The organism is Kitasatospora sp. NPDC059646 (assembly GCF_042734615.1).
Lineage (GTDB): Bacteria > Actinomycetota > Actinomycetes > Streptomycetales > Streptomycetaceae > Kitasatospora.
On the sequence record NZ_JBHWDS010000014.1, the window covers coordinates 152,557 to 166,650 of the forward strand.

The 14,094-nt window shown below is 72.3% G+C and carries 12 protein-coding genes and 1 rRNA gene; 11 read left to right on the forward strand and 2 right to left on the reverse strand.

The window, feature by feature from the left end:
• Positions 1–41: 41 nt before the first annotated feature.
• The 3 genes from ACFV1L_RS12980 (at position 42) to ACFV1L_RS12990 (ending at position 4,693) form a co-directional block, all read left to right on the forward strand.
• Positions 42–2,804 carry an FHA domain-containing protein gene (locus tag ACFV1L_RS12980; RefSeq protein ID WP_380365320.1) on the forward strand — a complete coding sequence of 921 codons (2,763 nt, stop codon included), beginning with the start codon at positions 42–44 and terminating at the stop codon, positions 2,802–2,804.
• Positions 2,805–2,913: 109 nt separating this feature from the next.
• Positions 2,914–4,056, forward strand: a complete 1,143-nt coding sequence (locus tag ACFV1L_RS12985) for a GAF domain-containing sensor histidine kinase (RefSeq protein ID WP_380365321.1) — start codon at positions 2,914–2,916, stop codon at positions 4,054–4,056.
• Positions 4,049–4,693: a response regulator gene (locus ACFV1L_RS12990; RefSeq protein WP_380365323.1), complete on the forward strand. Its 645-nt coding sequence runs from the start codon at positions 4,049–4,051 to the stop codon at positions 4,691–4,693. The genes ACFV1L_RS12985 and ACFV1L_RS12990 overlap by 8 nt, the downstream gene beginning before the upstream one ends.
• A gap of 7 nt (positions 4,694–4,700) precedes the next feature.
• Here the strand turns inward: ACFV1L_RS12990 and ACFV1L_RS12995 are convergent, their stop codons facing one another.
• Positions 4,701–5,498, reverse strand: coding sequence for a hypothetical protein (locus ACFV1L_RS12995; RefSeq protein WP_380365325.1), 798 nt, complete (start codon positions 5,496–5,498; stop codon positions 4,701–4,703).
• Positions 5,499–5,630: 132 nt separating this feature from the next.
• Here ACFV1L_RS12995 and ACFV1L_RS13000 point away from each other — a divergent pair, with 132 nt between their 5' ends.
• The 6 genes from ACFV1L_RS13000 to ACFV1L_RS13025 all read left to right on the forward strand — a co-directional run bounded on the left by ACFV1L_RS13000 (position 5,631) and on the right by ACFV1L_RS13025 (position 11,356).
• A complete protein-coding gene (locus ACFV1L_RS13000) occupies positions 5,631–6,422 on the forward strand; it encodes an ABC transporter ATP-binding protein (protein WP_380365327.1) in 792 nt (263 codons plus the stop codon).
• 108 nt (positions 6,423–6,530) lie between these two features.
• On the forward strand, positions 6,531–6,956 hold the full coding sequence (locus tag ACFV1L_RS13005; RefSeq protein WP_380365329.1) for an NfeD family protein: 426 nt from the start codon (positions 6,531–6,533) through the stop codon (positions 6,954–6,956).
• A 10-nt stretch (positions 6,957–6,966) separates the two neighbouring features.
• On the forward strand, positions 6,967–7,998 hold the full coding sequence (locus tag ACFV1L_RS13010) for an SPFH domain-containing protein (protein WP_380365330.1): 1,032 nt from the start codon (positions 6,967–6,969) through the stop codon (positions 7,996–7,998).
• Positions 7,999–8,161: 163 nt separating this feature from the next.
• Complete coding sequence (locus tag ACFV1L_RS13015) at positions 8,162–8,929, forward strand: sulfite exporter TauE/SafE family protein (protein ID WP_380365331.1); 768 nt, start codon at positions 8,162–8,164, stop codon at positions 8,927–8,929.
• Between the two features lie 52 nt (positions 8,930–8,981).
• The gene (locus ACFV1L_RS13020) at positions 8,982–9,278 is read left to right on the forward strand and encodes a 4a-hydroxytetrahydrobiopterin dehydratase (protein WP_380365332.1); all 297 of its coding nucleotides are present in this window, start codon (positions 8,982–8,984) and stop codon (positions 9,276–9,278) included.
• A 98-nt stretch (positions 9,279–9,376) separates the two neighbouring features.
• A complete protein-coding gene (locus tag ACFV1L_RS13025) occupies positions 9,377–11,356 on the forward strand; it encodes a hypothetical protein (protein WP_380365334.1) in 1,980 nt (659 codons plus the stop codon).
• 72 nt (positions 11,357–11,428) lie between these two features.
• Here ACFV1L_RS13025 and ACFV1L_RS13030 read toward each other — a convergent pair whose 3' ends face one another.
• A complete protein-coding gene (locus ACFV1L_RS13030; protein ID WP_380365335.1) occupies positions 11,429–11,938 on the reverse strand; it encodes an HNH endonuclease in 510 nt (169 codons plus the stop codon).
• A 213-nt stretch (positions 11,939–12,151) separates the two neighbouring features.
• Between ACFV1L_RS13030 and tyrS the strand changes: the two genes are divergently transcribed.
• Positions 12,152–13,417, forward strand: a complete 1,266-nt coding sequence (tyrS, locus tag ACFV1L_RS13035) for a tyrosine--tRNA ligase (protein ID WP_380365337.1) — start codon at positions 12,152–12,154, stop codon at positions 13,415–13,417.
• 584 nt (positions 13,418–14,001) lie between these two features.
• Positions 14,002–14,094 (forward strand): 16S ribosomal RNA (locus ACFV1L_RS13040); the annotation flags it as partial.

The following is a 14,094-nucleotide window of genomic DNA, read 5'->3' on the forward strand; positions in this document are numbered from 1 at the left end:
TCCGGGCACCCCGGCCGGGCTGGAATGATTCCCCCCGTCAGATGCAACATCCTGGGGGACCGGAGAGCGGGGCGGGCGGAGAGTTGCCGCAACTCGTACTTGAAATCGACGGCCGGCAGCGGGTACTCGAACCCGGCCGCGCCTACACCATCGGCCGTGACCCGGCGTCGGACTTCCCGTTCGACGACGCCAGGGTCTCCTGGCGGCACGCCACCGTCAGCTTCGACGGCGCCGGCTGGCAGTTCACCGACCACGGCTCCACCAACGGCACCTTCGTGGCCGGCGCCCGGGTCCAGCAGGCCGCGATCCACCCCGGCACGGTGATCCACCTCGGCAACGGACAGAACGGCCCCCGACTGGCCTTCACCGCACCGGCCGCCGCGCCCGTGCAGCCCGGCCCGCTGCACGAGGCCGCCACCACCCGCGCGCCCGGCCCGCAGGCCCAGCCGCCGTACCAGCAGCCGCAGTTCGGACCCGGCCCGGCCGCCCACCAGGGGCACCGCCCGCCGGCGGTCGAGCAGCCGATCCCGCAGGGCTGGGACGCCCCCACCCCGCGGCCCGGCTTCCCGCAGCAGCAGAGCTTCCCGCCGCCGCAGCACGGCTTCCCCGGCCAGGCCGCCGCGCCGGTGCCGCAGCCGCCCTTCCCGCACCCCGCCGAGCAGCAGCAGTTCCAGCCGCCGGCGCCGCAGGCGTTCCAGCCCCAGCAGGCCCAGCCGCAGCCGCCGCAGGCGTTCCAGCAGCAGGCCCAGCCGCCGGCGCCGCAGCACCCGGCCGCGGCCGGCGGGCTCGGCAACCCGACCATGGTCCGCAGCCTGAGCGGCGGACGGACCATCCGGATCGGCCGCGCCCTGGACAACGACATCGTGGTCTCCGACCTCCAGGTCTCCCGGCACCACGCCGAACTGCGGCAGCTCCCGGACGGCCGCTGGGAGATCGTCGACCTCGGCAGCCACAACGGGATCTTCCTGAACGGCCAGCCGACGCGCCGTCAGCTGATGGGCCCGCAGGACCGGCTCACCGTCGGCCACTCCTCCTTCGTCCTGGTCGGCGACCAGCTGCAGGAGTTCGTCGACAACGGCGCCGTCACCTTCTCCGCCCACCACCTGACCGTCGAGGTCGACTTCAAGGGCGGCAAGAAGACCCTGCTCGGCGACGTCTCGTTCTCCGTCCCGGAGAAGTCCCTGGTCGCCGTGATCGGCCCGTCGGGCTCCGGCAAGTCCACCCTGCTGCGCGCCCTCACCGGCTACCGGCCCGCCGACCGCGGCGAGGTGCTGTACGACGGCCGCAACCTGTACCGGCAGTTCGCCGAACTGCGCTCCCGGATCGGCCTGGTGCCGCAGTCCGAGATCCTGCACAAGGAACTCACCGTGCGCACCGCCCTCAAGTACGCGGCCCGGCTGCGCTTCCCCGGCGACACCGAGGCCGCCGAGCGCGAGCGCCGGATCGACGAGGTGCTGTACGAACTCCGCCTGGACAAGCGCGCCGACAACCGGATCACCGCGCTCTCCGGCGGCCAGCAGAAGCGCGTCTCGGTGGCGCTGGAACTGCTCACCAAGCCCTCGCTGATCTTCCTGGACGAGCCGACCTCCGGCCTCGACCCGGGCATGGACCGCGAGGTCATGCAGACCCTGCGCGGCCTCGCCGACGACGGCCGCACCGTCCTGGTGGTCACCCACTCGGTCGCCGAACTCGCGCTCTGCGACCGGCTGCTGGTGATGGCCCCCGGCGGTTCGGTGGCCTACTTCGGCCCGCCCGCGGAGGCGCTGCACTTCTTCGGCTACGAGACCTGGGCCGACGTCTTCCAGGCGTTCGAGAACTACCCCGACCACGACTGGGCCGGCCGCTACCGCAACTCGGTGCACCACCAGCAGTACTCGGCCAACGTCGACGCCGCCGCCACCCAGGCCCAGCCCAACGCGCTCACCCAGCTGCGCCCGCCCAAGCCGCAGAGCTGGGGCTCCCAGCTGTGGACGCTGATCCGCCGCTACCTCGCGGTGATCGCCTCCGACAAGGGCTTCATCGCGCTGTCGCTGCTGCTGCCGCTGGTGCTCGGCGCGGTATCCGCGGTGATCCCCGACAAGTGCGGCCTGACCCCGTGCGCCAGCAACGGCCGCAACGACGTCGCCCGGCTGATCCTGATGGTCGTCGCGTTCTCCGCCTGCCTGTCCGGCTCGGCGAACTCGGTCCGCGAACTGATCAAGGAACGGGCGATCTACGAACGGGAACGCGCCACCGGCCTGTCCCGGTCGGCGTACCTGATGTCGAAGATCATCGTGCTGGGCGCGATCAGCTTCCTGCAGGGCGGCATCATCTCCGCCATCGCCTTCAAGGTCCGCACCCTGCCCGCCGAGGGCCTGCTGCTCAAGCACCTGCCGGCCGCCGAGATGGCGATCGGCGTGATCCTGCTCAGCTTCACCTCGATGATGGTCGGCCTGGCGATCTCCTCGCTGGTCAAGACCGCCGAGAAGACCATGCCGCTGCTGGTGATGTTCGCCATCGTGCAGATGGTGTTCACCGGCGCGATCTTCCAGCTGTTCGACAAGCCCGGCCTGGAGCAGTTCGCCTGGCTGATGCCCGCCCGCTGGGGCGTCTCCGCCAGCGGCAACACCCTCGACCTGGCGCACATCTCCCCGGTCGTGATCGTCAAGCCCCCGGAGACCGGCCCGTACGACACCCTGTGGAACCACTCCGCGGGGATCATGTTCCTCAACTGGTTCATGATGATCGCCATCTCCGTCGGCCTGGCCTTCGCCATCCAGCGCTTCCAGAAGCGCCACGAGCCCGAGGTCATGCAGAAGGGCTGACCGTCCGACGGTCCGACCGGGAAGGGCCGGGGAGCACGCGCTCCCCGGCCCTTCGACGTAGGTCCGTCGGCCGAGGCGGCAGCCATGATCGCGGCGGTAGCGTGGCCGCATGGACAGTCCCCCCGGGTGCGACCCCTCGCTGAAGGGCATCGAGGCGGTCAGCGCGGCCGTCCTGGCGATGAGCCGCCCGCTCGAAGTGCGCGAGGTGCTCCGCCGGATCACCGCCTCCGCCCGCACCCTGCTCGGCGCCGAGTACGCCGCCCTCGGCCTGCCCGACGACCACGGCGGCTTCGCCCAGTTCGTCGTCGACGGCGTCAGCGACGACCAGTGGCGCGCCATCGGCCCGCTGCCCCGGCAGCACGGCGTGCTCGCCTCGATGCTGCACGACCGCGAACCCACCCGGCTCAAGGACGTCCGCACCGCCCCCGCGTTCGGCGGCTGGCCGGACGCGCACCCCGACATGACCGACTTCCTCGGCATGCCGATCATGGACGAGGACGAGATCGCCGGCGCCCTGTTCCTCGCCAACAAGCCCGGCGGCTTCACCGACCACGACGAGGAACTGCTGCGCATCCTGGTCGCGCACGCCGCCCTCGCCCTCGGCAACGCCCGGCTCTACGAACGCAGCCGCGAACTCACGCTCTCCGGCGAACGCGCCCGGATCGCCCACGACCTGCACGACGCCGTCTCGCAGAAGCTCTTCTCACTGCGCCTCACCGCCCGCGCCGCCGCCACCCTGGTCGACCGCGACCCCGCCCGGGCCCGCGACAACCTCGCCGAGGTCGCCCGGCTGGCCGCCGAGGCCGCCGACGAACTGCGCGCCGTGGTCGTCGAACTGCGCCCCGCCGCGCTGGAGGAGGACGGCCTGGTCGCCACCCTCGCCTCGCAGGTCCAGGTGCTCGACCGGGCGCACAGCGCCGCCGTGCGCTTCACCGCCGACGGCGTGCGCGCGCTGCCCGCCGGCCAGGAGTCCGCCGTCCTGCGGGTCGCCCAGGAGGCCCTGCACAACGCGCTGCGGCACGCCCGCGCGACGACCGTCACCGTCACCCTCACCGGCACCCCCGGGCGCGGCGCGCGGCTCACCGTCGCCGACGACGGCCGCGGCTTCGACCCCGAATCGGTCCGCCGGGCCGGCCGCCACCTCGGCCTGGTGTCGATGCGCGACCGGGCCGCCGCGGTCGGCGGCCGGCTGTCCCTGGAGTCCGCCCCGGGCCGGGGCACCCTGGTCGAACTGGAGGTCCCCGGTGCCTGACACCGCGTCACCGATCCGCGTCCTGCTGGTGGACGACCACCAGGTGGTCCGCCGCGGCCTGCGCACCTTCCTGGAGGTGCAGGACGACATCGAGGTGGTCGGCGAGGCCGCCGACGGCGCCGAGGCCGTCGAACGGGCCGGCGCGCTCGCCCCCGACGTCGTGCTGATGGACCTCAAGATGCCCCGGGTCGACGGCATCGAGGCGCTGCGGCTGCTGCGCGAACAGGGCAACCGCGCCAAGGTGCTGATCGTCACCAGCTTCACCGAGCACCGCACCATGGTCCCGGCGCTGCGCGCGGGCGCCGCCGGCTACGTGTACAAGGACGTCGACCCCGAGGCGCTCGCCGGGGCGATCCGCTCGGTGCACGCCGGGCACGTCCTGCTGCAGCCCGAACTGGCCGCCGCGCTGCTCGCCGAGGACGTTCCCGCACCCCCGCAGGGCCGCGGCGGCAGCCTCACCGACCGCGAGCGCGAAGTGCTCTCGCACCTCGCCGACGGCCGCTCCAACCGGGAGATCGCCCGCACGCTCCACCTGTCGGAGAAGACCGTGAAGACCCACGTGAGCAACATCCTGATGAAACTGGACGTCGCCGACCGCACCCAGGCCGCCCTGTGGGCGGTCCGCAACCAGAACTGACGGCCGGTCAGCGCCGTTCGTCGACGATCGCGTTGTACGCGGCGACCTGCGCCCGGCGGGCGGTGCGGTCCAGCGGGGCGAGGATCTCCCGCCGGGCCGCCATCTCCGACGCGGACACCGCCGTGCCGTGCCCGCCCGCCGCGATCCCCAGCAGCGCCGACACCTGCCGGGCCGACTCCAGCACCCGCACCGCCCGCTGCGGGTAGCCCGGTGCGAGCAGCTCGCGGTGGCCGCGGCGGCGGAAGTCCTCCAGGGCGCGCAGCGTCTCCGGCCCGGCCCCGGCGACGTCCAGCCGGGTCAGCATCACGGTGGCCTGCCGCAGGCCGTCCGCGAGCTCCCGCTCCGCCTCGTCCAGCGACGGCACGTCCGCCGGCAGCGCGTCCTCGACCGGCAGGCACTGCCACAGCACCCGCACGCCCTGGTCGCCCTCCGGGCCGTACACCTCGACCTCCGGCACCAGCCCGTACGGAACGCCCGCCACCAGCACCGCCTCGCCGGCGCCCATCGCCAGCGCGTTGAACGGCGGCGGGCCGGTCAGCCCCAGCGGGTGCCCGGCCACCGGCAGCGCCAGCCGCAGGCCCTTCGCGCCCAGCACCCGGAGCTTCCCGAGCGCCCAGGTGAGGCCGTGCAGCGAGTCCGGCTCCTCGCCGGGCAGGCCGGTCACCCGGTGCGCGTCGTCGACGCCCTGCACCGCGGCGGCCGCGTCGTCGGGGGAGCAGGCGCCGGCCAGCAGCGCGTTGCCCCAGGCGGTGAGTCGCCCCGAACGGGGCTCTTGGTACGGATTGTCGGCAGGAGTCGCGAGCATCGGACCAGCCTACGGACAACCGGGCCGGGCGGGTGGCGTAGGTTTGGCCTGACACAGGTTGGACCGCACCCCGAGGACCTTCGCGCAGGTCCCACGGACGGCCGGATTCTTGCATTTGGGGAAGGCGTAGGCATGAGCGACGTGCTGGAGCTGGTGGACGTTTCCGTGGTCCGGGAGGGGCGCGCGCTCGTCGATCACGTGTCCTGGACGGTCAAGGAGGGCGAGCGCTGGGTGGTGCTCGGTCCCAACGGCGCGGGCAAGACGACGCTCCTTCAGATCGCCGGCGCCTACCTGTTTCCGAGCTCGGGCCAGGCCGTCGTCCTCGGCGAGAAGCTCGACCAGATCGACGTGTTCGAGCAGAGGGCCAGGATCGGCCTTGCCTCCGCCGCGATGTTCGACAAGCTGCCGGGCAAGCAGACCGTGCTGGAGACGGTGCTGACCGCCGCCTGGGGCCTGACCGTGCACGGCAAGGAGACCTACGAGAAGCCCGACGAGGCCCGCGCCCTCGCGCTGCTCGACCGGCTCGGCATGGCCGGCTTCACCGACCGCACGTTCGGCACCCTCTCCGAGGGCGAGCGCAAGCGCACCCTGATCGCCCGCGCCCTGATGACCGACCCCGAGCTGCTGCTGCTCGACGAGCCCGCCGCCGGCCTCGACCTCGGCGGCCGCGAGGACCTGGTGCGCCGGCTGGCCGCGCTCGCCCAGGACGAGTACGCGCCGTCCATGGTGATGGTCACCCACCACGTCGAGGAGATCGTCCCCGGCATGACCCACGTCCTGATGATCCGTCAGGGAAAGGTCATGACCGCCGGCCCGATCGGGACCACCCTCACCGCCCGCAACCTGTCGCACTGCTTCGGCCTGCCGCTGACCCTGGAGCAGCGCGGCGACCGCTGGACCGCGCAGGGCCTGCCGCTCGGCTGACGGCCGAATCCCGCCTCGAACGGAACCGGTCGCACAGGCGACCGGTTTCCCGGCACCGACCTGCGGGAAGCTACGCGGGAAGAGCTCTGACTTCCCTAGGATGGACGCGTGGACGGCTGGATCTGGTGGCTGCTGCTCGCAGTGGGCCTGGGCATTCCGCTGGTGGTGACCGCGGCGCCCGAATTCGCCATGTTCGCGGTCGGAGCCGGCGCGGCGGCCCTGGCGGCCGGGCTCGGCGGCGGCGCCGTTCCGCAGTTCCTGGTGTTCGTGGGGGTGTCGGCGGCGCTGCTGGTGTTCGTACGCCCGATCGCGTACCGCCAACTCACGAAGGGTCCGGAGTACCGGACGGGCGTGGCGGCGCTGACCGGCGCCACCGCAGTGGTACAGGAAACAGTCGACGGAGGGGACGGCGGCCGGATCAAGCTCAACGGCGAGATCTGGTCCGCGCGGGCGCTCCACCCGGGCTCGGTCTTCGAGCCCGGCCAGCAGGTCGACGTCGTCGAAATCCAGGGCGCGACCGCCCTGGTCATCTAGGGGAGAAGCGTTGGAACCCGTCCTCATCGTGCTGATCGTCCTGGTCGTGGTGGCATTCATCGCCCTGATCAAGACGATCCAGGTGATTCCGCAGGCCAGCGCCGCGATCGTGGAGCGCTTCGGCCGCTACACCCGCACCCTCAGCGCCGGCCTGAACATCGTCGTGCCGTTCATCGACACCATCCGCAACCGGATCGACCTGCGCGAGCAGGTCGTCCCGTTCCCGCCGCAGCCGGTCATCACGTCGGACAACCTGGTCGTCAACATCGACACCGTCATCTACTACCAGGTGACCGACCCCCGGGCCGCGACCTACGAGGTGGCCAGCTACATCCAGGCCATCGAGCAGCTCACCGTCACCACCCTGCGCAACATCATCGGCTCCATGGACCTCGAGTCCACCCTGACCTCCCGCGAGGTCATCAACGCCGGCCTGCGCGGCGTCCTCGACGAGGCCACCGGCCGCTGGGGCATCCGGGTCAACCGGGTCGAGCTCAAGGCCATCGAGCCGCCGACCTCCATCCAGGACTCGATGGAGAAGCAGATGCGCGCCGACCGCGACAAGCGCGCCGCCATCCTCACCGCCGAAGGCGCCCGGCAGGCCCAGATCCTGCGCGCCGAGGGCGAGAAGCAGGCCGCCGTCCTCCAGGCCGAGGGCGAGGCCCAGGCCGCCGTGCTGAAGGCCGACGGCGAGGCCGCCGCGATCCGCACCGTCTTCGAGGCCATCCACGAGGGCGACGCCGACCAGAAGCTGCTCGCCTACCAGTACCTGCAGACCCTGCCCGAGCTCGCCAAGGGCGACGCCAACAAGCTGTGGATCATCCCCAGCGAGGTCGGCGACGCGCTCAAGGGCCTCGGCGGCGCCTTCCAGGGCGCGACCGGCGGCGGCAAGGGCGCGGCCCCTTCGGCCTCTCCCGTCACCCCGCCCGCCGCCCGCGTCCCGGTCGACCCCGCCGCCGCCCCGCGCCCGGTCGACACCGAGCACAAGAACCTCCGCCCGCGGGTCGAGCCCACCCGCGAGTACCCGAAGATCGACGAGTAGCCGGCCCGCCCGCGCGGGCCCCGCTCCGCAGGCCCCGCCCGTGCCAACGGGCGGGGCCTGCCCCTGTGTCGGCCCCGTGTCGAATCCCGGACGCCCCCTGGCCAAACGCCGACCCCTCCGGCATGATCAACCGGCCTGACAGCAGTCAACGAGGGGAAAGCAGATGACACTGTGGGAGGCGCTCGCCGTCCTGCTCGCCGGAACCGCCGCCGGCACGATCAACGCCATCGTCGGATCCGGCACCCTCATCACCTTCCCCGTCCTGCTCGCCATCGGCCTGCCCCCCGTCACCGCCAACGTCTCCAACACCCTCGGCCTGGCCCCCGGCTCGCTCGCCGGCGCCATCGGCTACCGCGCCGAACTCGCCGGCCAGGGCCGCCGACTGCTCCGCTACGGCACCGCCTCGCTGATCGGCGGACTCACCGGTGCCGCCCTGCTGATCGTGCTCCCCAACAAGGCCTTCGACGCCATCGTCCCCGTCCTCATCCTCACCGCCCTGGTCCTGGTCGTCCTGCAACCCCGGGTCGCCCGCGCGATGGCCGCCCGCCGCGCCGCCGGCACCCTGCCGCCCGCCACCGACGGCGGCCCGCTGCTGCTGTTCCTGATCGCCCTCACCGGCGTCTACGGCGGCTACTTCGGCGCCGCCCAGGGCGTCCTGCTGCTCGCCCTGATGGGCATGCTGCTCCCCGACACCCTGCAGACGGTCAACGGCATCAAGAACGTCCTCGCCCTGATCGTCAACGGCGTCGCCGCGGTCTTCTTCGTCGTCACCTCCCACATCGACTGGACCGCCGCCGTCCTGATCGCCGTCGGATCCACCCTCGGCGGCCTGCTCGGCGCCAGGATCGGCCGCCGCCTCCCGCCGGTCGCCCTGCGCACCCTGATCGTCGTCGTCGGACTCGCCGCCGTCACCAAGCTGCTGTTCCTCTGAGCCGTCGTAGGCTCGGCCCCGACAGCCGCCGCACCACCCGGACGGAGACGCCATGAGCCGCACCCGCCTCAGCGAGGACCAGATCACCGCCGCCCTCGCCGAACTCCCGCAGTGGACCCGCACCGGCGAGTCCCTCACCCGCACCGCCGAGACCGCGAGCTTCCCCACCGCGATCAAGGTCGTCGACGCCGTCGCCGAACAGGCCGAGGCCCTCGACCACCACCCCGACATCGACATCCGCTGGCGCACCCTCACCTTCGTCCTCTCCACCCACAGCGCGGGCGGCCTGACCAGCCTCGACTTCACCCTCGCCCACCTGATCGACCGCGCCCTGGACGACGCCGCCTGACCCCCCGTCCGGCCCCCGCGCAAAGCCCCGGCGAATCCCGTCCGCGCGGCGTGAGATGCTGGCTGCTTGCCAGACCGCAGTCGGGACGGACGGAACGCATGGCTCAGGAACCCTCCACGACCCCCGGGTACGACCAGCAGCAGCCCTGGTACCCCCAGCCGCAGCCGTCCTACGGCGAGCAGCACGCGTACGGGCAGCAGCCGGTCCACGGCGAGCAGCCTGCCTACGCCGACCAGCAGCAGGCGTACGGCTACCCGCAGCCCGGGGGATACCAGGACCCGGCCGCCCAGCAGCAGCTCTACGGCCGGCCCGACCAGCCCCAGCAGCCGCAGGACTACGCCCAGGCGTACGGCCAGCAGCAGGGCTACGCCGACCAGCAGACGTACGGTCAGCAGGCGTACGGCCAGCAGCCCTACGGCTACCCGCAGCCCGGGGAGTACCAGGACCCGGCCGCCCAGCAGCTGTACGCACCCGCCGACCCGTTCGCGCAGCCGGAGACGGTGTCCGTGCCGGCCCCGTTCGAACAGCAGGGCGCGGCGGCCGGCTTCGAGCAGCAGCCCGCAGCCGCCGACGCCGGCCCGGTGACCGCCACCGACTACCCGCAGACCAGCGCCCAGGACCCGTTCGCCCCCGGCGCCGACGGCACGTCAATCCCCCGCGCCCGCACCGCCGACGACACCGACCCGGACGCCACCGCACCGGCCGCCGGACTGGTCGCCCGGGCCCGGACCGCCGTCTCCTCCGGGCCCGGCGCGCCCAGCAGGCGGGGCCTCGCCATCCGGATCGGCGCCGGCGTCGCCGCCCTCGCCGTGCTGGCCACCGCCGCCGTGCTGGCCACCTCCGAGGAGGACGGCGGCAGCAAGACCGCCGACAAGTCCGGCCAGGGCGTCGCCCAGAACATCGCCGTCGCCCACACCAAGGCCTGGACCGCCGCCGCCGACCCGGCCGCCGGCGGAGCCCAGGGCCCCGACGACACCCTGGTCGGCAGCTGGCTGCTCGCCGACGCCGTGGTCCGCGCCGACGCCACCGGCGTGCACGCCTACGGCCTCGCCGACGGCAAGCCCGGCTGGACGCTCGCCCCGCCCGCCGACGGCGCCGTCCCGTGCGGACTGTCCCCGACCGTCAACTCCGCCGGCATCGGCGCCGTGGTCTACCGCCCCGCCGCCGACCCGAACAGCCCGTGCAGCACCGCCGTCGCCGTCGACACCAAGGCGGGCAAGGCCACCTGGTCCAAGACGCTGTCCGACGCCAAGGAGAAGTACGCCGCCCACGTCTCCGTCACCGACGACAAGGTGATCGCGGTCGGCGACGACAAGGCCGCCGCCTGGGCCGTCGCCGACGGCGCCGAAGCCTGGCAGTACGGCGGCCAGGGCAAGTTCTGCAGCCTGTCCGGCAGCGCCGGCCCCACCACCGTCCTGCTGCACAGCAACTGCGCCGACTCCACCCCCGCCGACCAGGCCGTGGCGCTGAACACCTCCGACGGCAAGGTGAAGTTCTGGCGGGGCCTGAACAACCAGCCCAAGACCGTCACGGTGCTCTCCGCCGAACCCGCCGCGGTCCTCACCACCGGCAACCAGCCCGCCGACGACCGGGTCTTCGCCTGGGGCGCCAACGGCGACCCCGGCGTCGAGATCCCGCTGGCCGTCGAGGGCGGCGGCCGACTGGACGTCGCCCGCGGCAGCTTCGCCGCCGTCCCCGGCGTCTACTTCCAGGGCACCAGCATGCTCGCCGCGATCGTCCCCGACTCCGGCGGCAGCCCCACCGCGATCACCGCCTACGATCTGGGCACCGGCAAGCCGCAGTGGCGCACCCCCGTGGCCGAGAAGGGCAAGGCCAGGCCGGCCGGCGTCGACAGCGGCGGCCTGCTGGTCGCCGTCGACGAGCGCGCCGACCAGCCCGCCCACCTCAGCCGCTTCGCCCTCACCGGCGGCCAGGAGACCCAGGGCGGCGCCTTCCCGCAGGGCACCGGCTCGCTGCTCTCGGCCGGCCGGGTGCTCACCGCCGCGGGCCACCTGGTCGCCGTCCCCGAGCACGCCGCCAACTTCGGCATCGCCACCGCGTTCACCAGCAAGAGCTGACCGGCCGTCAGCGCCCGCCCGTACGACGACGGGCCCGACCTGTCCCCTGATCAGGTCGGGCCCGTCGGCCTTTCACGCGCCCGCCGGCAGCCAGGCGGACAGCTCCCCGAGCTCACCCGCCCGCAGCCCGAGCGCGAGCATCAACGTCGCCTCCGGCGTCGGCTCGAACGGCCGCCGCAGCAGCCGCATCCCGGCCTGCTCCGGCGTCCGGTCCGCCTTGCGCTGGTTGTCCTCCGGGCAGGCCGCCACGGTGTTCAGCCAGCTGTCCGCCCCGCCGCGCGACCGCGGCACCAGGTGGTCCACCGTGGTGGCCCGCCGCCCGCAGTACGCACACCGGTGCTGGTCCCGCGCCAGCACGCCCCGCCGCGACCACGGAGCCCGTTGTCGGAACGGCACCCGCACGTACCTGGTCAGCCTGATCACCCGCGGCACCGGCACCTGCACCCCGGAACCGCGCACCACCCGCAGCGGATGCGCCTGCTCGACCACCGCCTTGTCCTGCAGGACCAGCACCACCGCACGGCGCAGCGGCACCGTGGTCAGCGGTTCGTAGCTCGCGTTCAGGACAAGGGTGTTGCGCATGACGGGCCACCTCCGGTGCTCGCTCCGCCGGTCGGCGGTGGCACCACTGTGAACGCCCGCCCCGCCCCGAACAACGGAATTTCCGTCCCACCCACCGACCTGTCCCCGAACCCGCAGGCCGGGACCGCGTAGGCTCTACCCGCTGGAACCGTCCGGCGCGCAGCCCACCGGGCCGCACCGCGCCGGACCCACGACCGAAGGAGACGCGGGACCGTGACCGACATCGTCGACGAGCTCCAGTGGCGCGGGCTGATCGCCCTGTCCACTGACGAGGACGCACTGCGCAAGGCGTTCGCGGACGGCCCGGTCACGTTCTATTGCGGCTTCGACCCGACCGCCCCCAGCCTGCACCTCGGCAACCTGGTCCAGATCCTGACCATGCGCCGCATCCAGCAGGCCGGAAACCTCCCGCTCGGCCTGGTCGGCGGCGCCACCGGCCTGATCGGCGACCCCAAGCCCACCGCCGAGCGCGTCCTCAACGACCCCGAGACGGTGGCCGGCTGGGTCGAGCGCCTGCGCGGCCAGATCTCCCGCTTCCTCGACTTCGACGGCCCCTACGCCGCGCGCATGGTCAACAACCTGGACTGGACGTCCGGCATGTCGGCGATCAGCCTGCTGCGCGACGTCGGCAAGTACTTCCGGGTCAACAACATGATCGCCAAGGAGGCGGTGGCCCGCCGGCTCAACTCCGACGCGGGCATCAGCTACACCGAGTTCAGCTACCAGATCCTGCAGGGGATGGACTACCTGGAGCTCAACCGCCGCTACGGCTGCACCCTGCAGACCGGCGGCAGCGACCAGTGGGGCAACCTCACCGCCGGCACCGACCTGATCCGCAAGGCCGAGAGCCGCTCCGTGCACGCCCTCGCCACCCCGCTGATCACCAAGGCCGACGGCACCAAGTTCGGCAAGACCGAGTCCGGCACCGTCTGGCTCGACCCCGAGCTCACCACCCCCTACGCCTTCTACCAGTTCTGGCTGAACGCCGACGACCGCGACGTCGCCAAGTTCCTGCGGATCTTCTCCTTCCGCTCCCGCGAGGAGATCGAGCAGCTGGAACGCGACACCGCCGAGCGCCCCGCCGCCCGCCTCGCCCAGCGCGCCCTCGCCGAGGAACTCACCACCCTCGTCCACGGCGCCGAGCAGTACGAGCGCGCCGTCGCCGCCTCCAAGGCCCTCTTCGGCCAGGGCGACCTCGCCGACCTCGAACCCGCCACGCTGGCCGCCGCCCTCGCCGAGGTCCCCAAGGCCACCGTCACCGAACTCGGCCAGCTCGTCGACCTGCTGGTCGAATCCGGCCTGGCCTCCAGCCGCTCCGGTGCCCGCCGCACCATCAAGGAAGGCGGCGCCTACCTCAACAACGCCAAGGTCACCGACGAGGAAGCCGTCGCCACCACCGACGACCTCCTGCACGGCCGCTGGCTGGTCCTCCGCCGCGGCAAGCGCAACCTGGCCGCGGTCGAACTCGCCGCGTCCTGACCGCTCCGCAAGTTATTTTTTCGCGGGCCGGCACGTGCCAGTTGGCTTGAAACACACCGCAGTTGACCTGCGGCTCACTCATCGAGGGGTCGGATCCAGCCAGATCCGGCCCCTCGATGTTTGACTCGGCCGCCCGGGTGACCTAACGTAGTCCGAGTCGCTGGAACCGGTCCGAGACCGGGAGGCGGCCCCCAAACCCTGCTGAGCGACTCGTCGCGCGTCCATCTGAAATTCCGGATGGAAATGCGGACCGAATAGCTCTGCTAGAGTCTGGGAGTGCCGAAAGGCGAAAACGTGGAAAGCAAGTCGGATCGAAACTCCGGAAAACGGAGCGGAAAACATCTGATAAGCTGGAAACACGAAAGAACGAAGCGCCCGGAGGGTTCGCAGGAATGCGGCTCGAAGGAAGCGTCCGTTCCTTGAGAACTCAACAGCGTGCCAAAAGTCAACGCCAGATATGTTGACATCCCCGGCCGGTCCTGATGGATCGGTTGGAGATTCCTTTATGAAGTAACACTAGCGAGGACGCAGTGCGCAGGGCCGCCTTATTCCGGTGGTTGCTGTGCCGCTCTTTCGTGAAAGCATTCACGGAGAGTTTGATCCTGGCTCAGGACGAACGCTGGCGGCGTGCTTAACACATGCAAGTCGAACGGTGAAGCCCTTCGGGGTGGATCAGT